The 24,885-nt window shown below is 62.4% G+C and carries 24 protein-coding genes and 1 pseudogene; 7 read left to right on the forward strand and 18 right to left on the reverse strand.

Annotated features, from left to right (window positions below):
- Positions 1–186: 186 nt before the first annotated feature.
- The 9 genes from rseP to WC739_RS06780 all read right to left on the reverse strand — a co-directional run bounded on the left by rseP (position 187) and on the right by WC739_RS06780 (position 8,141).
- A complete protein-coding gene (rseP, locus tag WC739_RS06740; RefSeq protein ID WP_372952244.1) occupies positions 187–1,329 on the reverse strand; it encodes an RIP metalloprotease RseP in 1,143 nt (380 codons plus the stop codon).
- A 103-nt stretch (positions 1,330–1,432) separates the two neighbouring features.
- Complete coding sequence (locus WC739_RS06745) at positions 1,433–2,248, reverse strand: phosphatidate cytidylyltransferase (RefSeq protein WP_372952245.1); 816 nt, start codon at positions 2,246–2,248, stop codon at positions 1,433–1,435.
- Positions 2,245–2,979 (reverse strand): isoprenyl transferase, encoded by a 735-nt coding sequence (locus WC739_RS06750; protein WP_372952246.1) that lies wholly within the window; start codon positions 2,977–2,979, stop codon positions 2,245–2,247. The genes WC739_RS06745 and WC739_RS06750 overlap by 4 nt, the downstream gene beginning before the upstream one ends.
- Before the next feature lie 32 nt (positions 2,980–3,011).
- Positions 3,012–3,566 (reverse strand): ribosome recycling factor, encoded by a 555-nt coding sequence (gene frr / locus WC739_RS06755; protein ID WP_372952247.1) that lies wholly within the window; start codon positions 3,564–3,566, stop codon positions 3,012–3,014.
- 102 nt (positions 3,567–3,668) lie between these two features.
- On the reverse strand, positions 3,669–4,391 hold the full coding sequence (gene pyrH, locus WC739_RS06760) for a UMP kinase (RefSeq protein ID WP_372952248.1): 723 nt from the start codon (positions 4,389–4,391) through the stop codon (positions 3,669–3,671).
- Between the two features lie 362 nt (positions 4,392–4,753).
- Positions 4,754–5,674 carry a translation elongation factor Ts gene (gene tsf / locus WC739_RS06765; RefSeq protein ID WP_372952249.1) on the reverse strand — a complete coding sequence of 307 codons (921 nt, stop codon included), beginning with the start codon at positions 5,672–5,674 and terminating at the stop codon, positions 4,754–4,756.
- 109 nt (positions 5,675–5,783) lie between these two features.
- Positions 5,784–6,566, reverse strand: a complete 783-nt coding sequence (gene rpsB, locus WC739_RS06770; protein ID WP_372952250.1) for a 30S ribosomal protein S2 — start codon at positions 6,564–6,566, stop codon at positions 5,784–5,786.
- Positions 6,567–6,770: 204 nt separating this feature from the next.
- Positions 6,771–7,049 carry a DUF4031 domain-containing protein gene (locus WC739_RS06775; protein WP_372952251.1) on the reverse strand — a complete coding sequence of 93 codons (279 nt, stop codon included), beginning with the start codon at positions 7,047–7,049 and terminating at the stop codon, positions 6,771–6,773.
- 264 nt (positions 7,050–7,313) lie between these two features.
- Positions 7,314–8,141, reverse strand: coding sequence for a cell envelope integrity EipB family protein (locus tag WC739_RS06780; RefSeq protein ID WP_372952252.1), 828 nt, complete (start codon positions 8,139–8,141; stop codon positions 7,314–7,316).
- A gap of 138 nt (positions 8,142–8,279) precedes the next feature.
- Between WC739_RS06780 and WC739_RS06785 the strand changes: the two genes are divergently transcribed.
- The 5 genes from WC739_RS06785 to WC739_RS06805 all read left to right on the forward strand — a co-directional run bounded on the left by WC739_RS06785 (position 8,280) and on the right by WC739_RS06805 (position 12,606).
- Positions 8,280–8,744: a RidA family protein gene (locus WC739_RS06785; protein WP_372952253.1), complete on the forward strand. Its 465-nt coding sequence runs from the start codon at positions 8,280–8,282 to the stop codon at positions 8,742–8,744.
- A gap of 14 nt (positions 8,745–8,758) precedes the next feature.
- Entirely contained in the window at positions 8,759–9,487 is a 729-nt protein-coding gene (locus WC739_RS06790) for a glycerophosphodiester phosphodiesterase (RefSeq protein WP_372952254.1), read from the forward strand.
- A gap of 55 nt (positions 9,488–9,542) precedes the next feature.
- The gene (locus WC739_RS06795; RefSeq protein ID WP_372952255.1) at positions 9,543–10,766 is read left to right on the forward strand and encodes a GNAT family N-acetyltransferase; all 1,224 of its coding nucleotides are present in this window, start codon (positions 9,543–9,545) and stop codon (positions 10,764–10,766) included.
- 106 nt (positions 10,767–10,872) lie between these two features.
- Positions 10,873–11,304 carry an HIT family protein gene (locus WC739_RS06800; protein ID WP_372952256.1) on the forward strand — a complete coding sequence of 144 codons (432 nt, stop codon included), beginning with the start codon at positions 10,873–10,875 and terminating at the stop codon, positions 11,302–11,304.
- A gap of 186 nt (positions 11,305–11,490) precedes the next feature.
- A complete protein-coding gene (locus WC739_RS06805) occupies positions 11,491–12,606 on the forward strand; it encodes a phosphatase PAP2 family protein (RefSeq protein ID WP_372952257.1) in 1,116 nt (371 codons plus the stop codon).
- Positions 12,607–12,735: 129 nt separating this feature from the next.
- Here the strand turns inward: WC739_RS06805 and WC739_RS06810 are convergent.
- From WC739_RS06810 to WC739_RS06825, 4 genes and pseudogenes are all read right to left on the reverse strand, one after another.
- Positions 12,736–13,379 (reverse strand): annotated as a pseudogene (locus WC739_RS06810) (chloramphenicol phosphotransferase CPT family protein).
- Positions 13,380–13,442: 63 nt separating this feature from the next.
- Positions 13,443–15,911, reverse strand: coding sequence for an ATP-dependent Clp protease ATP-binding subunit ClpA (gene clpA / locus WC739_RS06815; RefSeq protein WP_372952258.1), 2,469 nt, complete (start codon positions 15,909–15,911; stop codon positions 13,443–13,445).
- A 6-nt stretch (positions 15,912–15,917) separates the two neighbouring features.
- Entirely contained in the window at positions 15,918–16,247 is a 330-nt protein-coding gene (gene clpS / locus WC739_RS06820) for an ATP-dependent Clp protease adapter ClpS (RefSeq protein ID WP_372952259.1), read from the reverse strand.
- A 334-nt stretch (positions 16,248–16,581) separates the two neighbouring features.
- Positions 16,582–16,911 carry a phasin family protein gene (locus WC739_RS06825; protein WP_372952260.1) on the reverse strand — a complete coding sequence of 110 codons (330 nt, stop codon included), beginning with the start codon at positions 16,909–16,911 and terminating at the stop codon, positions 16,582–16,584.
- 285 nt (positions 16,912–17,196) lie between these two features.
- On the opposite strand from WC739_RS06825, the gene WC739_RS06830 reads away from it, so the two are divergent.
- The gene (locus WC739_RS06830) at positions 17,197–18,621 is read left to right on the forward strand and encodes a D-alanyl-D-alanine carboxypeptidase (RefSeq protein ID WP_372952261.1); all 1,425 of its coding nucleotides are present in this window, start codon (positions 17,197–17,199) and stop codon (positions 18,619–18,621) included.
- Positions 18,622–18,668: 47 nt separating this feature from the next.
- Here WC739_RS06830 and WC739_RS06835 read toward each other — a convergent pair whose 3' ends face one another.
- From WC739_RS06835 to WC739_RS06845, 3 genes are all read right to left on the reverse strand, one after another.
- Entirely contained in the window at positions 18,669–19,370 is a 702-nt protein-coding gene (locus tag WC739_RS06835) for a DnaJ domain-containing protein (RefSeq protein WP_372952262.1), read from the reverse strand.
- Positions 19,371–19,658: 288 nt separating this feature from the next.
- Positions 19,659–20,096 (reverse strand): DUF1489 family protein, encoded by a 438-nt coding sequence (locus tag WC739_RS06840; protein ID WP_372952263.1) that lies wholly within the window; start codon positions 20,094–20,096, stop codon positions 19,659–19,661.
- A 78-nt stretch (positions 20,097–20,174) separates the two neighbouring features.
- Positions 20,175–21,578 (reverse strand): L-serine ammonia-lyase, encoded by a 1,404-nt coding sequence (locus WC739_RS06845; RefSeq protein ID WP_372952264.1) that lies wholly within the window; start codon positions 21,576–21,578, stop codon positions 20,175–20,177.
- A gap of 189 nt (positions 21,579–21,767) precedes the next feature.
- Between WC739_RS06845 and WC739_RS06850 the strand changes: the two genes are divergently transcribed.
- Positions 21,768–22,511, forward strand: a complete 744-nt coding sequence (locus tag WC739_RS06850) for a DUF599 domain-containing protein (RefSeq protein ID WP_372952265.1) — start codon at positions 21,768–21,770, stop codon at positions 22,509–22,511.
- Here WC739_RS06850 and WC739_RS06855 read toward each other — a convergent pair.
- Together WC739_RS06855 and WC739_RS06860 are read right to left on the reverse strand one after the other, a co-directional pair.
- Complete coding sequence (locus WC739_RS06855; protein ID WP_372952266.1) at positions 22,460–23,257, reverse strand: YdcF family protein; 798 nt, start codon at positions 23,255–23,257, stop codon at positions 22,460–22,462. The two genes, WC739_RS06850 and WC739_RS06855, sit on opposite strands and share 52 nt — an antisense overlap.
- A 28-nt stretch (positions 23,258–23,285) precedes the next feature.
- On the reverse strand, positions 23,286–24,851 hold the full coding sequence (locus WC739_RS06860) for an amidase (protein WP_372952267.1): 1,566 nt from the start codon (positions 24,849–24,851) through the stop codon (positions 23,286–23,288).
- Between the last annotated feature and the right edge of the window lie 34 nt (positions 24,852–24,885).

Consider the following 24,885-nt stretch of genomic DNA (forward strand, 5'->3'; position numbering starts at 1 on the left):
CGGCGAGAAAACCGGACGTGCGGTAATTTCTCCTACCGTATTAACCGGATTTTCCCTACACGCAAGGCTTCTGGTTAATTTGTATTTACTTAACCCTGTCGCGTGGCTTTCGCGTCACTCATATCCCCGTGCATGGTAAACGGCGTCTCAACATCGCGGGTGCCAAAGCCAAATTTCTTAATGATTTCAGCATCCAAACAGATCGTTCCAGAAAACGAAACCCATGAAGCAGACGACCAGAAGCAACCCGGCGCGATAGGCCATTTCCATCATCCGTTCCGACACGGGACGGCGTATGACGGCCTCCACCCCGTAGAACAAGAGATGCCCTCCGTCGAGGGGGGGAATCGGCAAAAGGTTCAGAATCCCGATGCCGACGGACAGCAAAGCGACCAGTTGCACGAGCCATTCGAAGCCAAGTTTCGCCGCCCTGCCCGCCATGTCGGCGATCTTCACCGGGCCGCCCAACTGGCACTTGTCCTCGCGCCCGACGACGAAGCGCTGCATGAACTGGCCGGTACGCTGGATGACGTGACCCGTTTCCTCGACCGCGGCTCCGATCGCCGCGACCGGGGTGTAGGTGATGAGCCTCGGCTGGCCAAGTTCCTTGTTGTTGACGACGCCGATCACGGCGACCTTGACCTTGTTGCCGAGCGCATCCTCCTGCTCCAACAGCCGAGGCGTAGCGGTCACGGTGACTTCCTTGCCGTCGCGCAGGAGGACGAAGGTGATCGCATCGCCGGCACGGCCGGAGACAAGACGCTGGACGTCGCCAAAGGTTTCGACCTTGCTGCCGTCGACGCTGACGAACCGGTCACCGGGCAGGATGCCGGCATTCGCCGCTGGGCTGTCGGCGGTCACCTCCGCCACCATAGGCTCCGCGACATAGCGGCCATAGGCGGCAAACAGCACCGCGAACACGGCGATCGTCAGCAGGAAATTGAACAGTGGCCCGGCCACCACGGTCGCCGCGCGCTTCCAGATCGGTTGCGTATGGAAGGCGACCTTGCGTTCCTCTTCCGTCAGCGTCTCGAGCTCTTCCGAGGTCGGCTGGCTCGATGTGGCGTTCATGTCGCCAACGAACTTGACGTAACCGCCAAGCGGGATCGCGCACAGCTTCCAGCGCGTGCCGTGACGGTCGTTGAAGCCGAGGAGTTCCGGGCCAAAGCCGATCGAGAACGCCCTGACCCCGATCCCGCACCAGCGGCCGACAAGGTAGTGCCCCATCTCATGGACGAATACGACCACGGTCAGCACAAAGAGGAAAGGCACCAGCGTGCCAAGGGCAAAGCCTTCCGTGCTGAAAAGCGCGTGGAGAATCTCGTTCAACTCATACCCTCAAATTCTTCCGCGGCGCGGGTAGCCCGTGACTGTCACAGCAATCCGGGCGAATCCAAGGCGCGGCGCGCATTGGACCTTGAACCGGCGCCCCTCAAACGGGAAACAGCCCCTGCGCTGGATGATCGGCCGTCGCGGAAATCCAACCGATGACGTACAGCGCGAAAGCCGCCGCGACAAGCCCGTCGACACGGTCCATGACGCCGCCATGACCCGGTATCAGCGTGCCCGAATCCTTGCAGCCATGCCGGCGCTTGACCCAGGATTCGAACAGGTCTCCGGCCTGCGAGACGATTGAAAGCACGAGGGCTACAAGGCCAAGCAGTGGCAGATTGCCGGCGCCGGCGACGGCGGCCAGGACAAGCCCGGCCACGACAGCACCGACGGCGCCGCCAAGTGCTCCGCTGCGCGTCTTGCCGGGCGAAATCGACGGCGCGAGTTTTGGACCGCCGACAGCGCGGCCGACGAAATAGGCAAATATGTCGGTCGCCCAGACGACCGCGAACAGGAACAGGATGGCGACGAGGCCTGAACGGTCGCCATCGCGCAGCAAGGCAAGCGACAGGCCTGAAACGGCCGCATAGGCAAGGCCGGATGCTTCCCATTGCCCAACCTTGCGAACCGAGGCCGCGACCGCCGTCGCGGCGACGATGACCACGACAAGGGGTAGCAGCCAGGAGGCCCCGAGACCGGCGACCAGGGCGCAGATGAACACAATGATCAGTGCTTCGGGCAGGAAGCCCAGCGCTGGCGCGCCGGCCTGACGCGACATGCGCGACCATTCATAAAAGATCACCGCCGACATCCCGGCGCACAGCAACCGGAACGGCAATCCGCCAATCCAGGTCAAGCCAAGGGTGACGATGGCAAGCACGATTGCCGAAATGACGCGAAGCTGCAGATTGCTCATCCCGCCGCCGGTCGCGAAGCGACGTCCTGGGGGCCAAGTCCGCCGAAGCGGCGTTCGCGGCCGGCAAATTCGCGCAGGGCCTCGACGAGGTGGTCGCGGCCGAAATCGGGCCAGTAGCAGGGCAGGAAAACGAGCTCGCTATAGGCGGCCTGCCACAAAAGAAAATTCGACAGCCTCAGTTCGCCGCTGGTGCGAATGACCAGTTCGGGATCGGGAATCCCCTGTGTGTCGAGAGAGCCGGCAAAGCTTTCAGCGGTGATCGACTCGCTGTCGAGTTCGCCGCGTGCCGCGGCGGCGGCAAGCTTGCGGGCCGTTCGCACGATCTCGTCGCGTCCGCCATAGTTGAAGGCGATGACCAGCGTCAGCGCTTCGTTCCCGGCGGTCAGCGATTCGGCCTCGTCGAGCAACCCCCTGATGTCGGGCCGCAGCCCTGCCCTGTCGCCGATGATCCTCACGCGCACGCCGCTCTGGTGCAGTTCGGCGAGATCACGCCGGATGAAGAGTTTCAGCAGGCCCATCAGGTCGCTGACCTCGGATTTCGGCCGCGACCAGTTCTCCGAGGAGAAAGCGTATACGGTCAGGAACGAGATGCCGAGGCCGGGGGCCGCGCGCACGGTCTTGCGCAGCGCCTCTACGCCGGCGCGATGGCCGGCAAGACGAGGCAGGCCGCGTGCCTTGGCCCAGCGTCCGTTTCCGTCCATGATGATCGCGACATGCGCGGGCGTTGCCATGTTCTCGCTTTCGGGTCAGCCGTTGGCCAACCCTAAACCTGCATGATTTCAGCTTCCTTATCGGAAAGCAGGTGATCGATCATGCTGATCGTCTCGTCGGTCAGTTTCTGAACCTGGTCGGAGCGCTTGCGCTGATCGTCCTCGCTGATGTCGCCGTCCTTCTCAGCCTTCTTCAGGAAGTCCATGCCGTCGCGGCGCACATGGCGCGCGGCGACGCGGGCGTTCTCGGCATAGCCATGCGAAATCTTGACCAGTTCCTTGCGGCGCTGTTCATTGAGCTCCGGCAGCGGGATCCTCAGATTGGTGCCGTCGACGATCGGATTGAAGCCCAGATTGGATTCGCGGATGGCGCGGTCCACGGCACCGACCATCGACTTGTCCCATACGGACACCGAGATCATGCGTGGCTCCGGCACCGATACGTTGGCGACCTGGTTGATCGGCATTGTGGTGCCGTAGGCCGACACCTGGATCGCGTCGAGCAGGTTGCTGGAGGCGCGACCGGTCCGCAGTGAGGCCAAGTCATGCTTGAACGCGGCGATTGCCCCATCCATGCGCCGCTTCAGATCGTCGTACTCGCCACTCATCTTGTCTCTCCTCGACCCGTCTGACGCGGGTTCATTGCTTCAGGGCCAGGCCCTGTGTTCGAACCTTCGCCGAAGGCCCGCGCCGACTGCGGATCAGGCCGATCAATCGTCGGCCACGACCGTGCAGCGGCCCCGGCCCCTCAGGATTTCGCCAAAACCACCCTGCTCGTGGATTGAATAGACGATTATCGGAATGTTGTTTTCGCGCGCAAGTGCAATCGCCGCCGTATCCATGATGGAAAGGCCACGATTGATGACTTCGCCATGGCTGATACGCTCGAAACGCGTCGCGTTCGGGTCCTTCTTGGGGTCCGCCGAGTAGACGCCATCGACCTGCGTGCCCTTGAACAAGGCATCGGCGCCAATTTCGGCCGCTCGAAGGGCCGCCGCCGAATCGGTGGTGAAGAACGGATTGCCGGTGCCGCCGGCAAAGATCACCACCTTGCCCTGATTCATGTAGGCGGTTGCCTGGCGCTGTGAAAAACTCTCGCAAAGCTCGGGCATGGCAATCGCCGAGAGCACCACGGCATCGACACCGATCTTGTTGAGCGATGTGCGCAGCGCCAGCGAATTGATGACCGTGGCCAGCATGCCCATATGGTCGCCGGTGACGCGATCGCCGCCCTTGGAGGCAACGGCGACGCCGCGAAAGATGTTGCCGCCGCCGATGACGACACCGACCTCGATGCCCAGCGCGCGAGCCTCGGCGATATCGCCGGCGATGCGATCGACGACCGATACGTCGATGCCGAAATGTTGTTCACCCATCAACGCTTCGCCCGACGCTTTCAGCAAGACACGTCGGTAGAGGGGCTTCACCGTCATCTGGGCCTCGTCGTTTGCAAGTGACGCGTCAGGCGCGGCCACCCTCTCGCGCAGGGGCCATCCCAAGACACAGGGGTTCCGATACACGAAGGCCGCCGCGATGTCACGCGGCGCCCAAAGCGGAAATTCAGGGTCGATTTTCCAGCAAACGCCGGCAACGCTGCCGTGGTCCAAGCGGTCGGGGCTCGGCCGGCTGGCTGTGACGGATCGTCAGTTTGCGGAGGATAAGAACTCGGGCGGAAGCGTTGACCGGCCGCTGACGGCATCAGGCGCTCGCATATCGGCCGGACATCGGCCGGGCGCCCCTTGCGGGAGACCCGGCCGAAACCTGCTTCGAAAGAATAGACCGCCCGAAGGCGGCGTTACTTCTTGACCGCCGCCGCGACTTCCGCGGCGAAATCGGTCTCTTCCTTTTCGATGCCCTCGCCCAGCGCGAAGCGCAGATAGGCCGAGATCTTGGCCGGCGCGCCGATTTCCTTCTCGGCATCCTTCAGCGCCTGCTCGACCGTGATGTCGGGGTTGAGCACGAACGCCTGCTTCAAGAGCACAACCTCTTCGTAGAACTTGCGCATACGGCCCTCGACCATCTTCTCGATGATCGCTTCCGGCTTGCCGGACTGGCGGGCCTGGTCGGAGAAGATCGCTTTCTCGCGCTCGACGGCCGCCGGATCGATCTGCTCTGCGGTCAGTGCCATCGGGTTGGTGGCGGCGACGTGCATGGCGACCTGGCGCCCAAAGGCGTTGGCGGCATGCGCATTGCCCGTGGTCTCGATCGCGACAAGCACGCCGAGCTTGCCGAGGCCGTCGGCAACCGCGTTATGGACATAGGTAGCGACCGCGCCGTGCGGAACGGTCAGTTTCGCCGAGCGGCGGAAGCCCATGTTCTCGCCAATGGTGCCGACGGCATCCTTGATGGTGTCGGCAACCGACTTGTCCGAGCCCGGATAGTTCGCGGCGGCCACGGCCTCCGTCGTGCCATAGGCCAGGGCGACCTTGGCGACATTGGCGACGATTTCCTGAAACGCCGCATTGCGGGCAACGAAGTCGGTCTCCGAATTCACTTCGACCACGGCTGCCTCGCGCACGCCGTTGTCGACGCCGATCAGGCCTTCAGCCGCGGTGCGGCCCGCCTTCTTGTCGGCCTTGGAAATGCCCTTCTTGCGCAGCCAGTCGACGGCCTCTTCCATGTTGCCGTTGGTCTCTGTCAACGCCGCCTTGCAGTCCATCATGCCCGCGCCGGTCAAGTCGCGGAGTTCTTTGACCTGTGCAGCCGAAATGCTCATTGTCGCCTCTTTGTCTAGAATGCACCGACGCACCATCGGTACTCGATGGTGCGTCTGTTTAGCGTGCCAGAATATGAGAAAGATGAAGGCCGTTGCCGGCCTTCGATTATCAAGCCTCGGGGGCTTCCGATGCCGGAGCCGGATCGAGCGCCGGCTCGATCGGAGCTTCGACCGAAGCGCCGATGTCGACACCGAGCGCGCCCTGCTGACGGGCGATGCCGTCGATCGCGGCCTTGGCGACCAGATCGCAATAGAGCTGGATGGCGCGGGCCGCGTCGTCATTACCGGGGATCGGGAAATCGATCTTGTCCGGATCGCAGTTCGAATCGATGATGGCGACGACCGGAATGCCGAGGCGCTTGGCCTCGAGGATGGCGATCGCTTCCTTGTTGGTGTCGATCACGAACATCAGGTCAGGCGTCGAGCCCATGTCCTTGATGCCGCCCAGTGCCTTGTCGAGTTTCTCGCGCTCGCGGTCGAGGTTCAGGCGCTCCTTCTTGGTGAGGCCCTGGGCCTCGCCGGCCAGCATCTCGTCGAGCTTGCGCAGGCGCTGGATGGAGTTCGAGATGGTCTTCCAGTTGGTCAGCATGCCGCCGAGCCAACGCGAGTTGACATAGTACTGGGCCGAACGCTGCGCGGCGTCGGCGACGATATCGGACGCCTGGCGCTTGGTGCCGACGAACAGCACGCGGCCGCCTTTGGCGACAGTGTCGGAAACCTGCTTCAGCGCCTGGTGCAGCAAGGGCACCGTCTGCGAGAGGTCGATGATGTGGATGTTGTTGCGGGCGCCATAGATGTAGGGCGCCATCTTCGGGTTCCAGCGGTGGGTCTGGTGGCCAAAGTGAATGCCAGCTTCCAAAAGCTGGCGCATGCTGAAATCAGGCAGAGCCATTCTTATTTCCTTTCCGGTTAGCCTCCACGGACACAGGCATTTTCGGAACTTTGTCCTCGAACGCCACCGGAGGTTTCAGCCGGATTTCTCCCGGGCAGACACCAAAGTCCGTGTGTGGAATGAGCGCGCATATAGAGGGGATGCGCGCCGAACGCAAGCGTCACGGCGTGTTGCGCCCCAGATGCGGCGATCGGCGCATCGCAGTCAGCGCTTCACCTTTCCGTTGCGCACCCGCACGCGGCGAAAAATCGCAACGATCTCCTCGCGGCTGCATTCGATGGCGCCGAGACGCACCGCACGGTCGCGCTCGAAGCCGGTGATGTCATAATGCGGCGCCGATGTCTTGGGCGGCCCCTGGTAGGATGAGCGCTTGACACTGAGTTGGGCGGCAAAGCGATGCAACTCGTCGGTGTCGTCGGCCATCAGGTGGCACCAGCGATGCCCCGCCCAGTTCCAGATCGCCGCGTCGACATAGACCGCCATGAGGCTTGCCCCATCCCTTCATCTTGCCGACCAGGCCAGTCTAGCGAAGATAAATGGGATTCGGATAGAAAATGAAGCCACGGTCGGCTCCGACATCCGCAACCGCGCCTGCGACCCCGTCCTGCGCCACGAGGCCATCGATCCTGCTCAATCTGCTCCCCCTCACGTCTGAGGCAGGCCCGGAAATTGAGGACCGATTGCGCGCGTTCCAGTCGATCGCCGGGTCACGGTGGGATCATAGCGGCTGCAACAGCCGCTTGCGCCTTACTTGGTCGGACAGGCCTTCGGCTGGTCGAACAGCGAAAGATTGACCAGCTTTCCCGTCATCGAGAAGTCGCCATAGTCCATGACGAGATCGCGCGTGATGCCGTTTTCATGCAGTTTGAAGCTGATCCGGTATTCCGGGACTTCTTCGCCCGTCTTGCCGGTGTCGTTGAAGTAGGCGATGTCCACCGGCCAGAATTTGTCGGTGGCGAGTTTCGACAGTGCCGGCGCCTCGGGGTCGGCCTTGTCGGCATCGGTTTTCTTGCCGACGACGACGGTGGTCGTCATCACCTTGTTGGCGTCCTCGGAACCGTCGAACAGGTTGGTCTCGTAGAAACTCTCGCCCTTTTCGGCCTTGCCGATGAGTTCGACCAGATGCTGGGTCGGGAACTGGGTCGTCGATAGTTCGACGCTGCTCTTTTCGGGCTTGTCGATGTCGACCTTGAGCCCCTTGGTGTCTTTCGTGGCGACGCCCTTGACCTCCTTGTCGAGGTTCTGGTCGACGAAGGATTTCGTCACGAACGAAAAAGTCTTGCCCTCGGCGTCCTCGAAAGTGGTGGTCTGCTGGTCCGTCAGCCTGGTGTTGTCGGCGGTGACAATCTGGGTGACGAAGCGGAACTTCACCGTATAGCCCTCGCAGGCCGAGCCGTTGAACTCATAGACCATGCGGCCGGATATGCCCGTTATGCCGGAGCGATCGGATGCCTTGTCGAGGGAAAGGTCGTAGACCGCGCGGTGAGCCTGCAGGGCCGGCACCGCGAACGCAGGGTCTATCGAGAGAGCGGTCGACAACAATACGGCATGGAAGGCAAAGCGCGTTGCGCGCATGAGGTACTCCGATCGTCGCGGCTGATGGCGGGCCGCAGGGAAAGATTGTCCAGCTTAAAAAAAGTCGTGGCGGAAGCGAGGCAAAAATAGCAATTTCGGCCCCGGCCAGCGCGGCCGTTCAAGCAATAGGGAAATACCATGAGTGAAACAATCGAAAAGCGGCTCAGCGGTCTGGGCGTCACGCTTCCAGTCGCGGCCGCGCCCGCGGCCAATTACGTGCCCTATTGCCGGACCGGCAATCTGCTGTTCACTGCCGGCCAGTTGCCGCTCAAGGACGGCAAGTTGCAGGCGAGCGGCCTGCTTGGCCGCGACGTCGACACCGCGGCCGGCAAGGATGCGGCGAAGTATTGCGCGATCAACATTCTGGCGCAGGCCAAGGCGGCACTTGGCGATCTCGAGAAGATCCGCCGCCTGGTGAAGATCACGGTTTTTGTCGCCTCGACGCCGGATTTCGTCGAGCAGCATCTGGTTGCCAACGGCGCTTCCGATTTCCTGGTGGCGGCGCTTGGCGAGCCCGGCAAGCATGCCCGCTCCGCCGTCGGCACCGCCTCCCTGCCGCTTAATGCCGCGGTGGAAGTCGAAGCCATCTTCGAAGTCGAATGAGTGGGCGCCAAGTCATGACCGACCTCTCCTGGCTGACCGCGCGGCCCGTCGCCCATCGCGGCTTCCACGACATGAACAAGTCCCGGTGGGAAAACACGCTTTCAGCCTTCGCTGCGGCGGTCGAGCGCGGCTATGCCATCGAATGCGACGTGCACCTGTCTTCGGACGGTGTCCCCGTGGTCATTCATGACGATGATCTGAAGAGACTGACCGGACAGGACGGCTTCATATGGCAGCGTTCGGCGGCGGAATTGACGGCGCTGAGGATCGGCGGCACGTCGGATCATGTGCCGACGCTGCGCGAAGCGCTCGACCTGGTCGACGGCCGCGTGCCGATCGTGGTCGAACTGAAGGGTATCCCCGGGCGCGACGAAGGTCTGGTGGCGCATGTCGGCAAGATGCTCAAGCGCTATGAGGGCAAGGCGGCGATCATGTCGTTCGACCACTGGCTGATCCGCGACTTTTCGAAACATGCCCCGGGCATTCCGGGCGGGCTGACCGCCTACGGCAAGGACAACCAGCTGATCGAGGCGCATTTCTCCATGCTGGCGCATGAACTCGCCTTCACCTCCTATGCGGCTGGCGACCTGCCGAACCGCTTCGTCAGCTTCGTGCGCGAAAAGCTTGGCATGCCGGTGATCACATGGACCGTGCAGGACCAGCCCGCCGTCGATCTCACTTTCAGATATGCCGACCAGATGACGTTCGAGGGATTCGATCCCGATCAATTGAACGTCGCATAGACAAGCCGGTTTGAAACGGACTTGTGCGCGCACCCGCAGGGCTTAAATAGGCGGTATGGATCAAGGTGATGACGGCGACGGGCAAGCGGCGAATGCGGAGTATTCGATCCGCGTCGCCGCAGGCATCAGTGCTTTCACGTCCGATGAATGGAATGGGTTCGGCGGCACCACGCGCGGCGATGCCGAAAACAGCTATAACCCGCTCGTTTCCTTCGCCTTTCTGAGTGCGGTGGAAGATTCCGGATGTGCCGTGCGGCGCACCGGCTGGCAAGGTCATCACCTGAGGCTGGAGAACGCGAAGGGCAAGCTGCTCGGTGCGGTCCCGTGCTATCTCAAGTCGCACAGCCAGGGCGAATATGTGTTCGATCATGGCTGGTCGGATGCGTTCGAGCGCGCCGGCGGCCGCTACTATCCCAAGCTGCAGTGCTCGGTGCCGTTCACACCGGTCACCGGACCCCGACTGCTGGTCACCAGGGGCGAGGATATCGACACCGTCAAGGCAGGGCTGGCTGCCGGGCTGAAGGCGGTCACGGACAAGCTTGGCGTTTCATCCGCCCATGTCACCTTCGCGCAGGAGAGCGACGTGGAGGTGCTGGAGGCGGCTGGGTTCCTGCACCGCACCGACCAGCAGTTCCATTTCTTCAACGACGGCTTTTCAACTTATGACGACTTCCTCGCCACCCTTGCCTCGCGCAAGCGCAAGGCGATGAAGAAGGAAAGGCGCGAAGCGCTCGCCAACGGCATCTCGATCGACTGGCTGACCGGCAAAGACCTCACCGAGAAGGCCTGGGACGACTTCTTCGCCTTCTACGTGGACACCGGCAGCCGCAAATGGGGTCGGCCCTATCTCAACCGCCAGTTCTTCTCCTTGATCGGCGAACGCATGGCCGACGATATCCTGCTGGTGATGGCCAGGCGCAACGGCCGCTATGTCGCGGGCGCCATCAACTTCATTGGCTCCGACGCGCTCTATGGCCGCAACTGGGGCTGCATCGAGGACCATCCGTTCCTGCATTTCGAGGTCTGCTATCACCAGGCGATCGACTTCGCCATCTCGCGCAAACTGAAGGTGGTGGAGGCAGGTGCCCAGGGCGAGCACAAGCTGGCGCGCGGCTACCGCCCGGTGACCATGCATTCGGCCCACTACATCGCCCATCCCGGCCTGCGCAACGCCGTTGCCGACTACCTCGAGCGCGAACGGCGCGAGGTAGAACGAATGAGCGAATATCTGGAAGGACACACGCCTTTCCGCAAATCGGATCCATCGGACGAGGAGTGATGCGCAGGCTTGGCGCGCCCAACGCGCTTTGTCGTCTTGCCTGATCGTCTTGCCGGCCTGTGACGGCTTCGGTACACGGAAGGCAAGGCACAATCCGGAGCGCGCCATGGCTGAAGCCACTTACGATCCCGACAACATCTTTGCCAAGATCCTGCGCGGTGAGTTTCCCTCGCATCGCGTCTACGAGGACGACGCCGTCGTGGCGTTCATGGATGCGATGCCGCAGGGGCCGGGCCATACACTGGTGGTGCCCAAGGCGCCGTCGCGCAATCTGCTGGATGCCGACCCGGCAACGCTCGGCCCGCTCTTCACGGTCGTTCAGAAGGTGGCGCTGGCAATCAAGAGGGCTTTTGGCGCCGACGGCGTCACCATCCTGCAGTTCAACGAGCCGGCTTCGGGGCAAACCGTCTACCATCTCCATGTGCACGTCATTCCACGCTTCGAGGGCATCCCGCTGAAGCCGCATAGCGGCGGGAGGGAAAAACCGGAGGTGCTGGCTGCAAGTGCCGAAAAGATCCGCGCGGCGCTGGATGATTGAGGACTGATCGCGCCGTCCGACGGCCCTCCGGCAGCAATCGCTTCCCGAACTGGACAGGACCGGCTTGCCGGCCAACGGCTCGAGCCTGGCGCGACGACGGATCCGAACTCGAATCATCTGTTAGCGAAGTATCAAACCCTCTGGCTGTAGGATATGCGGAGACGACGGGTTTGGGTTTTCGAGATCATGGACGGTTCGTTTGCGGTATCGAGACCGTTGGCGAGGGTAATTGCCGGGCGCACTTTCCTGCGCGCCCTGACCGATGCCTATCAGCGGCACCGGCTGCTTCACGCGATGGCCATCGCCGCCCTGCTCTTGGCAGCCGCGGTCGGTATGCAGACGGGAAACATGCCAAATCTCGGCGCCGTGATGGAATACGCGTATTATATGTTCATCGCTTTCTGGCTGTGCGGCTGCGCCTTCGCCGTCGGCAGCTTCTTCCACCTCGCAGTGGTCAAGCGTGATCGTAAGCCGCTCGGGACGTTTCTGCGCTCACTAGGCAACTTCTTCGGCGACGCCGAGCGCGCGGCCAATAGCCTGAATGGTCTGGTTGCAATCATTGTATTCATATCCGCCGTAGGCGTCCTCAAGGGGGCCATTGCGATCCTGTCCCCTTTCGCATGGGATCAGACGTTGGCTCAAGCCGACCGGGCTCTCCATTTCGGTCGCGCGCCCAATGAATGGCTATGGTTTGTCGTCCAGTCACCGTTTGCGGTGAGGATGCTCAACATCGCGTATAATTTCTGGTTTATCGCGCTCATCGCCACCGTCTTCACCGCCTGCATCACACGCAAGGATACGCGGCTGCGGCATCAATTCCTGATGAGCTTCATGCTGATATGGATTCTGGGGGGCTTCTTCCTGGCGATGGGCCTGTCGTCGGCGGGGCCATGCTACTTTGAGCGGCTGGGGCTCGGAAGCGACTTTCATCCGCTGATGCAAGCGCTGGCTGCGGCCGATCGCGTCTATCCGATCTGGGCCCTCAACACACAAGACCTCTTGTGGAGCGGCTATATCGGCGAGACCAGCGGCAGTATCGGGATATCCGCGTTCCCATCCCTGCACGTCGCGATGGCGGTGCTCTTCGCGCTTTACGCAACACGCCGTTCCTGGCTGGCCGGTATTCTGATGTGGACATTCGCCGGTGTCATCATGGTCGGCTCAGTCGTCCTTGGCTGGCACTATGCCCTGGATGGCTATGCGGGAGCGCTGGTGTCGCTCACCATCTGGAAGACGAGCGGATACTTCTTGGCCCGCTTGGCACCGGAGGGGTTTCGGCGTGAAGCGACCTCCTCGTTCTAGAGCAGTTCACCGTTTCACGGAAACGGCAAACCGCTCTAACTCTTTGTTTTGACGCAATTCCGCACGGAAAACCGTTTCACACTTTTCCTGGAATTGCTCTAGTGCCGGCCTGACGACACCTCCATGCGGTCAAAACGGTACCGGACCGGCAAAGGGCGGATTGGATAATTTCTGAAACGCCGTGGGTCGCGGGCCCTGCTGAAGGAGCTCGCTGATCCTTTCCGCGCACTGCATCGGGCTGAGAACCGAAGTGTCGACCTCCAGGTCGTAGAGTCCTGGACTGTGCACTGCCTCCTGCCAGAGGCGCACCGGCAAAGGTGCGGGGTCCGCGGGCGAGCCAATCACGTAGGCATTCTCCTCGGCGCTCTCGGCGCGCCTCTGCAAGATCACGTCGATCGGGCAGCGAACCCCGATGAACAGAACCGGCAGGCCAACCAACCGCCGGGCACAATCGGCAAGACAATCGAGGGGCCGCGAATAGCTGTCATGATGACCGACATCCGCCACGACATTCAACCCCAGCCGGCTGTGGGCGGCGATCGATTCGTAAAGAGCCGCGTAGAGTTGAGACACCAGCAGTTCGAGATCGGGGCGTTCGCCGCCTGGCCGCAGACCAATTCCGGGACGGTACCGCGGCGGCGGATCTGGGCGTAGCTGTCGACGCCCAGATTGGTCCAGACGCCCTCGAAGCTCTCCTGTATGGCGGCAACGATGCTCGATTTTCCTGATCGCGGCGCACCGTTGAGGATGATGATCTGTCCGGACCCGGCCATGTTCCACCTCTCCTCCAATGAGAAAAGCCCCGTTTCCGGGGCTTTTCTTAACTCTGGTTCTTGTCAACCTTTTCGGGGCAGTTGCGGCACCAGGCTGCGCTTGCCGCCATCCTTGCCCTTGGCTTCCGGCTTCTGCGCCGCCACCTTCTTCGGGGCAGGCTTTTTCGCCGCGGCCTTGGGAGGCTTCGGTGCTTCTTCCGGCTCTTCCTTCTTCGGCGTGACCGGCGCCTCATCGGCAAGCGAATCGAGTTTCAGGCCGGTCTCGCCGGTTTCCTTCTTCTCGACGGTGACACGCACCGTGCCGCCCTTCTTGAGCTTGCCGAACAGAACCTCGTCGGCCAGCGGCTTCTTGATGTGCTCCTGGATCACGCGGCCAAGCGGCCGTGCACCCATGCGCTCATCGTATCCCTTGTCGGCGAGCCAGGCGATGGCTTCCGGCGACAGGTCGAAGGTGACGCCCCGCTCGGAGAGTTGCGCCTCAAGCTGCATGACGAACTTCTGCACCACCTGGTGGATAACCGGCACCGGCAGCGAGCCGAACGGGATGATCGCATCGAGTCGATTGCGGAATTCCGGCGTGAACAGCCGGTTGATCGCCTCGACATCGTCGCCTTCGCGCTTGGTCGAACCGAACCCGATCGCCGCGCGCTGAGCATCAGACGCACCCGCATTGGTGGTCATGATCAGGATGACATTGCGGAAGTCGATCTGCTTGCCGTTATGGTCCGTCAGCTTGCCGTGATCCATCACCTGCAACAGGATGTTGAACAGGTCAGGATGTGCCTTCTCGACTTCGTCCAGCAACAGCACGCAGTGCGGGTGCTGGTCGACCCCATCGGTTAGGAGACCGCCCTGGTCAAAGCCGACATAGCCGGGAGGTGCGCCGATCAGCCGCGATACGGTGTGGCGTTCCATGTATTCCGACATGTCGAAGCGGATCAGCTCGACGCCAAGCGAGGACGCCAATTGCTTGGCCACTTCGGTCTTGCCGACGCCGGTCGGGCCCGAGAACAGGTACGACCCGATCGGCTTCTCCGGCTCGCGCAGGCCGGCTCGCGCCAGCTTGATGGCCGAGGTCAGCGCGGTGATCGCGGTGTCCTGGCCGTAGACGACGCGCTTCAACTCGATATCGAGACCCTGCAGCACCTTCTCGTCGTCGGCCGAAACCGTCTTCGGCGGGATGCGCGCCATGGTGGCGATCGTTGCCTCGATCTCCTTGATGCCGATCGTCTTCTTGCGCTTGGCTTCCGGCACCAGCATCTGCGAGGCGCCCGTTTCGTCGATCACGTCGATCGCCTTGTCGGGCAGCTTGCGGTCGTTGATGTAGCGAGCCGACAGTTCCACCGAGGCCTTGATCGCCTCATTGGTGAACTTCACCTTGTGGAATTCCTCATAATAGGGCTTGAGGCCCTTCATGATCTCGATGGCGTCCTCGATGGTCGGCTCGTTGACGTCGATCTTCTGGAAGCGCCGCACAAGCGCGCGGTCCTTCTCGAAGAACTGGCGGAACTCCTTGTAGGTGGTCGAGCCGATGCAGCGGATCGCACCAGAGGACAATGCCGGCTTCAACAGGTTAGACGCATCCATGGCGCCGCCCGATGTGGCGCCGGCGCCGATCACCGTGTGGATCTCGTCGATGAACAGCACGGCGCCCGGATAATCCTCGAGCTCCTTGACGACCTGCTTCAGCCGTTCCTCGAAATCACCGCGATAGCGCGTGCCGGCCAGAAGCGTGCCCATGTCGAGCGCGAATATGGTGGCGTTGTGCAGCACTTCGGGAACATCGCCCTCGACGATGCGCTTGGCGAGGCCTTCGGCGATCGCCGTCTTGCCGACGCCGGGATCACCGACATAGAGCGGGTTGTTTTTCGAGCGGCGGCACAGCACCTGGATGGTGCGGTTGATCTCGATGTCGCGGCCGATCAGCGGATCGATCTTGCCGGCCTTGGCCTTGTTGTTGAGGTTGACGCAATAAGCAGTCAGCGCGTCCTGCTGCTGCTTCTTCTTGCCGCCTTCCTCCTGCGGCTCGGCGCCGTTCTGGCCGCCCTGCTCGTCATCGGCGCCGCGAGGCGAACGTGACTCGGAGGCGCCAGGACGCTTGGCGATGCCGTGCGAGATATAGTTGACCGCGTCGTAGCGCGTCATCTGCTGTTCCTGCAGGAAATAGGCGGCATGGCTCTCCCGCTCGGCGAAGATGGCGACGAGCACGTTGGCGCCGGACACTTCCTCCCGACCCGACGACTGCACGTGGATCACGGCGCGCTGGATGACGCGCTGGAAGCCGGCCGTCGGCTTGGAATCCTCGTCGTAGCCGGTGACCAGGTTGTCGAGCTCGGTGTCGATATAGGTGAGAACAGTGTGCTTCAGCTCATCGAGATCCACGTTGCAGGCGCGCATGACGGCGGCCGCCTCGGTGTCGTCGATCAACGCGAGCAGCAGATGCTCAAGGGTTGCATATTCATGGTGCCGCTCATTGGCGAGCGTCAGCGCCTGGTGAAGCGCCTTTTCCAGGCCTTGGGAGAAAGCCGGCATGTTACCTCACTTCTTCTCCATCACGCATTGCAGCGGATGCTGATTCTGTCGGGCGAAATCCATGACCTGAGACACTTTGGTCTCGGCCACCTCGAATGTATAGACCCCGCACTCGCCCACTCCATGATTGTGAACATGAAGCATGATGCGCGTGGCAGCTTCGCGGTCCTTCTGGAAAAACCGCTCCAGGATGTGAACCACGAACTCCATCGGAGTGTAGTCGTCGTTGAGGATGAGAACCCGGTAAAGGCTGGGCTTCTTGGTCTTGGTTTTTGTGCGCGTGATAACAGCCGTCCCGCGACCGACGCCATTGCCGTCGCCGCCGCCGTTTTGCATTCGCGCCACTCGTCTCGTGGCAGTCAAACCGATCGTCACGTATTCCTGCCTTTTCGAATCCTCATGCGAGCTCAACATGTAGGTGTTCGATGGACGATTTTAAGCCCTTCTGTTTAGCTGACAATATGGCTAGGTGCCCAAAGCCGGCCGTTTTTTTCGATCTTGCCGGCAATTTCGCGATGATGAGGCGGCGCGAGGTCCCCGAACGCAACCAGACATGAAAAACCCGGCCGCGCTGACGCGGCCGGGTTTTGTCCCGGGTCCAATGGACCAAATCTCGGTCACGGCCGGCGAAGGAGCTTCGGCTAGGCGAAACCACTTCGCTCGCGCGAAACTATTTCGCCTTGGCGACGATCGATTCAAACGGCCTGTAAGCTTCCTTGGCCAGTTCGGCATAAAGGTCGCCAATCTTGGTTGCCTCGGCAACGAACGCCTCGTAGGACTTCTTGGCATAGTCGGTCTGGATCTCGATCGCCTTATCAAGCGACTTGGCGGAAAAGATCTTCTCCGCTGCGGCACTGCCTGCCTCGAAGCTCTTCTTGGTGTATTCGCCCGCCTCGGTCGCGATCGCCTGCGCGCCCTTGGACAGCGAAGCAAAGCTCTTCAATCCTGTGTCGGCGAAGTCCTTGCCGTATTTGCTGAAGTCCTCATAGGTCTGGGTCATTTTAACGCAATCCCTTGACGGTTGAGGCGTCCGCATTCGGGGCGCCCTGTGCAATGCACCGTAATATATTGTGCGGCGCACAAAAGTCAATATTCCTCGGCATTTCAGCCCGCCGAGAGGGTCAATCGCTAAAAATCGAATAAAGAAAACCTCAAGCCCGAAGAAAATGGTGAACGCGCCGGTTACCATAAACGGATTGGTAACGCTGCCCCACTAGCTTGCCCAGAAGCGAGGCAGGATCCCTTTGCCGCCTCCAACGCAACGAGAAACTCAAAGGAAGTACCAGTGCGTCAGGCGTTGTCGGGACTCGTTTCCAAATCCACCTCCCCTCTCAGGACGATCATGATCGTCGCCATGGCGATGACATTCGTGGTCGCGGATGCGGCTTCGTCTTTGGCGGCCAGGCAGGCCGCAATCGTCATCGACGCCAAGACCGGCAAGGTGCTCTACTCGGCGGATGCCGACGGCAGGCGCTATCCGGCATCGCTCACCAAGATGATGACGCTCTATCTGACATTCGAGGCGTTGGCGAAGGGCAAGATCAGCCGGTCCTCGCCGGTCGCATTCTCGAGCCATGCCGCCGACCAGGCGCCGACCAAGCTGGGCGTCAAGGCGGGAGGTTCGGTCACGGTCGACACCGCGATCCTGTCGATAGTCACCAAGTCGGCAAACGACTCCGCAACCGCGCTCGGCGAGATGCTGGGCGGCACCGAATCCAATTTCGCCCGCATGATGACCGCCAAGGCGCGGCAGTTAGGCATGAACGGCACCGTCTTTCGCAATGCCAACGGACTGCCCAACCCCGGCCAGTTCACCACCGCACGCGACATGGCGACTCTCGGCATCGCGCTGAGGGAGCATTTCCCGCAATATTACGGCTACTTCGCGCAGCGTTCCTTCATGTATGGACGCCAGCGCATCAACGGTCACAACCGCCTTCTGGGACGCATAAAGGGTGTCGACGGCATCAAGACCGGCTATACCCGCGCGTCCGGCTTCAACCTCGTCTCGTCGGTCTCCGATGGCAACCGCCGCCTTGTTGGCGTGGTCATGGGTGGCACGTCGGGCAGCAGCCGTGACAACCAGATGGCCGCCTTGATCAACACCTATCTGCCGCGCGCTTCGACCCGCGGCGGCGGCGACCTGGTCGCCCAGGGCGACAGCAACAACCCTATCAAGGCGATTGCCAACGCTCTCCTGCCCAAGCGCGACGCGCCGACGCCGGACGACAAGCCTGTCGCGATGGCCAGCGCCGACTCGTCCGTCGGGGATCACCCCGCCATGGACGAGGCCAACGGTGATGGCGAAGAAAATACAGAGGTCGTCGAGCAAAGGCCGGCTGTAGCGGCAAGAAAGGTGAAGACCGTCATCGTCTCCGCCCCCAAGGTCGCCACCGCACAGGCCGTGGCAGCCTACGCCGAGCCCGCGCCTACCGTCGACCCGGTCAACACCGCGTCGGTGCCGTCGGGATGGGCGATCCAGGTCGCATCGTCACCGAAACAGTCCGAAGCCCAGGCTTTCCTCGACAAGACCAGCAGGCAGGCGCCCAGGGTGCTCGCCGATGCTTCCGGTTTCACCGTCGCGTTCGAGAAGGGTGGCGTCACCTATTACCGCGCCCGCTTCGGCGGCTTTGGGTCGAAGACCGCCGCCTGGAAGGCGTGCACAGCTTTGAAGAAGAAGAACATCGAGTGCTACGCCGTCCAGCAGTAAGGCGGCGTGGACCAATCTCCCGGAAAAAAGTTCTGCGTCGAAGGAGACTAGTTGTGATTGGAGAGCAAGACGTCCTTGGCTTCGTTGATCCGCGCCGCCAGGAAAGACGTACCGCCGACATCGGGGTGCAGGCGCTGCATCAGGCGGCGGTGCGCCTTGCGGACATCCGCCGCGGCGGCCCCCGCTTCAAGACCAAGGACCTTGTAGGCCTCCTCCTTAGTCATGGGGCCCGCACCTGGCGCAACACCCAGCCTTTCGCCACCGTTCGTCTCAGCGTGTTTGCGCCAGACGGGAAATCTGCCGTCAAGATACGTCTCTAGAAGCTGCCGACTCTCCGCGTCGCCGGAGAGTTCATGGTGGAAATGCCGCATTTCGGCCAATCCCATAGCACCGAGCATCTTGCCTTCGTGGCGGCCGGCCAGCACCAGTCCTTCGAGGCCGCCTGTATCGTGGTCGAGTTCCATCTCGATGGCGGCGGTCCGGACCGTCGAGCGTTTTCCAGGCGCCAGCGGTGAAACCGGACGCCGCATGCGCGTGGCGCCATACCAGCCGATCGCCACCAACAAGATGATGCCGCCGATCGCTTCACGCCCAACGAGCAGCACCGGAAGGCCGACAAGTGCCAGGAGGAGCGGACCCATCGTTCTCGCTGCGCTGGCCAGCCTGGCGGGATCGGCGCGAAGAAACGCCGTGGCGACGCCAAGAAGCACCAGCAGCACTGCCATAAGAACAATAATCGCGCCTAACATGTCTCACCGCGCCGCACATCCGCAGCCCATTCGAGCAGCCATAAGATCTCCATGGGTGTCGTCGCTACGCCGCGATCATGGCGTTTCCCGGACCGGGAGACGGCATAGCCATACGGCGCGGCCCTACCGCCTATGGCTTGCGGGCTGGCTGCGGCCGATCTGTTTGGGCTCTCATTGCTCATGAATTTCAAGATGTGGCGTTCCCGTGCCGCTTGCAAGTCCAGGGCGGAGCAAGATCGAGGGCCAGCAAAGCGCCGCGACATGGCATGAACGCTCGGGCTTGAGAACCTAGAGCAAGCCGAGATCGGCAAGCTCGCGCCTGAGTTTCGGCGGCATCTCGATGAGCCCCGCCTTGACCTTGCCGAGATCAACCGGCGCATCCGATAGTTCGAGATAGCGCCAGCCCTGGAAAGCACGGCGCGGCTGCCAGTCCGTGCGCACGACTTCCGGATCCAGAACCAGATGGCAACGGCCAATGCCCTCGCCGTCGGTGAACGGCCGGACTTCGGTGATCAGCTGGCGGCACTGCACAATGCCCTTGATCACCCAATACAGCGAACCGCCATCGGTGATCTCGGCGGCGCGCGACGGCACCATGCGGGTGGTGTGATAGTGCTCGATCGCTTCGCCGGCACGCCGCTTTTCGTCGAGACGGAAAGCGATCCACTCTTCCAGATCCTCGACACTGTCGCAGCCGACGCAGAGTTTTAGCATGTTGAGAGCCATGGCTTGAGGTTTAAACCCGCTCACTCAGGCGTCAACAGCCCGATCGACTTCTCCACAGCACCGGCATGGGCCAGTTCCTCAGCACTCGACGACATTGACGGCAAGGCCGCCAAGGCTCGTTTCCTTGTACTTCTCGTTCATGTCGAGGCCGGTCTGGCGCATGGTTTCTATTGCCGCGTCCAGCGGCACGAAATGGATGCCGTCGCCCTTGATGGCCAGCGACGCCGCTGTCACGGCCTTGACCGCGCCAAGCGCGTTGCGTTCGATGCAGGGCACCTGCACCAGGCCACCAATAGGGTCGCAGGTCATTCCGAGATGATGCTCGAGCGCGATCTCGGCCGCATTCTCGACCTGTTCGGGCGTGCCTCCCATCACCGCGCAAAGGCCGGCCGCCGCCATCGCCGACGCGGAGCCCACTTCTCCCTGGCAACCGACCTCCGCGCCCGAGATCGAGGCATTCGTCTTGATGATGCCACCGATGGCGGCGGCGGTCAGCAGGAAGTCACGGATGCTCGGCTGGTCGGCCTCGGGATGGAAATGCAGCCAGTAGCGCAGCACGGCCGGCAGCGTGCCGGCGGCCCCATTGGTCGGCGCGGTGACGACGCGCCCGCCGGCGGCGTTCTCCTCATTGACCGCCATCGCGTATATCGACAGCCAGTCATTGGCGAGCAAGGGATTGGGCCTGTTTTGCCGCCACTCCTCCTGCAGCTTGTCGTGCAGCATCCTTGCGCGCCGACGCACCTTCAGCCCGCCCGGCATGATGCCGTCCTGCGACAGGCCGCGGTCGATGCAGCCCTTCATGGCGCTCCAGATGCCGTCGAGGCCGGTATCGAGCTCCTCGCGTGACATCTGAGTCTCTTCGTTGACGCGCTTCATGTCGGCGATGGAGAGTCCGCTTTTTCCTGCCATCGCCAGCATCTCGACGGCATTCTTGAACGGATAAGGTACGTTCTTGCCCTCCGTTGTCACCGACCCCTTGGCCTTCATGCGCTGCAATTCTTCCTCGGAAACCACGAAGCCGCCGCCGATCGAATAGTAGATGCGCTTGAGCAGCAGCCGGCCACCGGCGTCATAGGCGTAAAACGCCATGCCGTTGGCGTGGCCGGTGAGCGGCGTCTTGCGATCCAGAACCAGGTCGACAGCCGGATCGAAACGATAGGCAGGATGGCCTGGAGGCGTAAGGCGTTTTTCGCCGGCGATGCGCGCGGCGATACCATCGGCCTGGTCGGGATCGACCGTTTGCGGCGTCAGGCCGGCCAGGCCGAGCACCACCGCGCGATCCGAGCCATGGCCGATGCCGGTATAGGCGAGAGAGCCGTGCAGGCTGGCGCCGACGCGATCCACCTCGACGCCGGCTGGACGCGGCCAGTCGCCGTTGAGGATTTCGTCCAGGAAACGGGCGGCAGCCGTCATCGGGCCCATCGTGTGCGAGCTTGAAGGTCCGATGCCGATCTTGAACAGGTCGAAAACCGATAGGAACACGTTGTCTCCTGAAGTCACGTCGGAGGACCACATATAGGAACTCTGACGATGTTTCCGCTCTTTTGAGAATCGCGGCTCGGCGCCTGCCGACCTCGTTTGCTCCGGTAGCGACATTGGCCATCGATCGCCAGGCGCGGCAATCGAAAAGCGACCATCGAAGCCATAGCGCTGAATGTGGTAAATTCGGCCATGGGCGATTCCCTCGACCTTTCGACAGCTGATCTGGCCGCGCTGGCTTTGTTCCTTGTGGCTTGGATGCTGCACACGCTGGCGTCCGACGGCAGACTGATCAGCCGCATGTCGCTGACATCGGCCATGAACACGCAGCGCGAAGCCTGGATGCGGACCATGGCCGAGCGCGAGATCCGCATCGTCGACACCGCCATCATGAGCGGCCTGCAGCAAGGGACTGCTTTTTTCGCCTCCAGCTCGCTGATCGCCCTCGGCGGCTGCTTCGCCTTGCTTGGCGCGTCCGACCGGGTTCTGCAGGTGCTGAGCGACTTGCCTCTGGGCGGCGCGCCATCGCGTGCGGCGTTCCAGATAAAGGTCTTCGGCCTGGTGCTGATCCTGGCGTTTTCGTTCTTCAAGTTCGGCTGGGCCTACCGACTGTTCAACTACTGCACGATCCTGATCGGCGCCGTGCCGATCCCGCATGGCGAAGCCTCGCGCAACCCGGTCACCGAAACGGCGGTCTGGCGCGCGACGCAGATGAATATGCTGGCCGGGAAGCACTTCAATTCCGGCCTGCGCGGCGTGTTCTTCTCGATCGGCTATCTCGGCTGGTTCGTCGACCCTGCGGTATTCGTGCTGTCGACGCTGTTGTTGCTGGGCGTACTGGTGCGCCGCCAATTCTTCTCGGCGGCGCGCCAGGCCGTGCTCGGTCAGCCGCCCGGCGCGGGAAAGGGCCGGTCGATGCGGCCCGACAGCCAGTAGGCGACGAGGCCAATCCACTCGCGGGTTGCCGTGGTGGTTGCCTGCAGCGAATCAGCCGGGTTGTCGCGGAACAGGCCTATGCCTTCCTTGCCGGAAGTGCGGTAGTCGACGGGCCAGGGAACGGTCGGAAAGCCGGCCTTGTCGAACAGCGCCTTGGCGCGCGGCATATGAAAGGCCGACGTGACCAGAAGCCAGGTTTCGCCGGGCTTCGGCGTCACCAGCGCCTTGGTGAACACGGCGTTTTCGTAGGTGTTGCGAGACTTGCTCTCGAGGATCAGCCGCTCCGGCGCGACGCCAAGCGCGCCAAGCAGGCGGGGCGCTGTCGTGGCATCGCCTTCACCGTCGAGAAAGAGCTCGCCATTGCCTCCGGAAACGACCACTTTCGCCTCGGGGAAACGTCTTGCCAGCACTGCTGCCTCGACCATTCGGTCACCGCCGGCATTCAGCTCATAGCCGCCGCGCGCCAGGTTGATCGCGCCTTCGAAGCCGCCGCCCAATACGACGATGCCATCGACCTTTGCCGGCAAGGGCGGGCGCGGAAAGCGCTGTTCGAGCGGAGTGAGCATCATGGCGCCGAGCGATGTCCAGGCTGCCAGAGCAAGGATGAGAAAGGCAACCGCACTGCCGGTGACGGCGAACCGCCGCCGTCCGATCATGGCTGCGAGCAGTCCCGCCAGCAGCAAAAAGATCGCCAGGTTCAGCGGCTGGATGAAGAACCAGAAGATCTTGGAAAGGTAGAAGAACATCGCTCACCCCGCCGGACGAGAGACGTCCTTACCACCATTGTTCCGGCTGGAAGGTGCCGGCCGCCTGCTCGATGACGGCGGCGGTCTGGAACAGGGTTTCCTCATCGAACGGCCGCCCGATCAGCTGCAGCCCGAGTGGCAGACCCTTGGCGTCGAGCCCGGCGGGCACCGAGATGCCCGGCAGGCCGGCCATGTTCACCGTGACGGTGAAAATGTCGTTGAGGTACATCTTGACCGGATCGGCGGCCATGTCCTCGTCGGCGATGCCGAAGGCGGCCGATGGCGTAGCCGGGGTCAGGATGACGTCCACCCCGGCGGCGAAGACGGTCTCGAAATCCCGCTTGATCAGGTTGCGCACCTTCTGCGCCTGCAGATAATAGGCATCATAATAGCCCGCCGACAGCACATAGGTGCCGATCATGATGCGGCGCTTGACCTCGCGGCCGAAGCCGGCGGCGCGGGTCTTCTCGTACATGTCGACAATATCCTTGCCGGGCACGCGCAAGCCGTAGCGGACGCCGTCATACCGCGCCAGATTGGACGACGCTTCGGCGGGCGCCACGATGTAATAGGCAGGCAGTGCGTATTTTGTGTGCGGCAAGGATATGTCGACGATCTCGGCGCCGGCGTCCTTCAGCCAAGCAATTCCTTTCTGCCAGAGCGCCTCGATCTCTTCCGGCATGCCATCGACGCGGTATTCCCTGGGAATGCCTACCTTCATGCCCTTGATCGGCTTGCCAATCGCCGCTTCATAATCCGGCACCGGGCGGTCGACCGAGGTCGTGTCCTTTGCATCGACCGAGGCCATCGATTTCAGCAGGATCGCAGCGTCGCGCACATCGCGCGCGATCGGCCCGGCCTGGTCGAGCGACGAGGCGAAGGCGACGATGCCCCAGCGCGAGCAGCGGCCATAGGTCGGCTTGATGCCGACCGTGCCGGTGAAGGCGGCAGGCTGTCGGATCGAGCCGCCCGTATCCGTCGCCGTGGCGCCGGCGCACAGAAAGGCCGAAACGGCGGTCGCCGAACCGCCGGACGAACCACCCGGCACCAGTTGGGCATTGTCGAGGCTACGCGCGGTCCTGGCGCCGCCAGCCGATACGAAGCCCCCGTCGCCCTGATGCGTCGTCGGCATCACCACCGTATCGACGCGCGACCGCCGCCAGGGATTGATGACAGGGCCATAGTAGGAGGTCTCGTTCGACGAGCCCATGGCGAATTCGTCCATGTTGAGCTTGCCCAGCATGACCGCGCCGTCGGCCCACAGATTCGCGGTAACGGTCGATTCGTAGCGCGGCTTGAAGCCGTCGAGCACATGGCTGCACGCCTGGGTGTGGACACCTTCGGTGCCGAACAGGTCCTTGATGCCGAGCGGAATGCCTTCCAGCGCACCGCCCTCGCCCTTGGTCAGCCTGGCGTCGGAGGCCTTGGCCATGTCGCGCGCCTTGTCGCCGGTCACCGCGACATAGGCATTCAGCGCCGGATTGGCACGATCAATGGCCGACAGATAGGCCTCGGTAAGATCGGTCGCGGTGATTTCCTTGCCGCGCAGCTTGGCGCGGGCCTGCGAGATCGTCAGTCGTGTCAGGTCGCTCATCGGAAACTCTTTTCGTAGAAAACCGACCATTCGG

The organism is Mesorhizobium sp., assembly GCF_041661565.1.
Classification (GTDB): Bacteria; Pseudomonadota; Alphaproteobacteria; order Rhizobiales; family Rhizobiaceae; genus Mesorhizobium.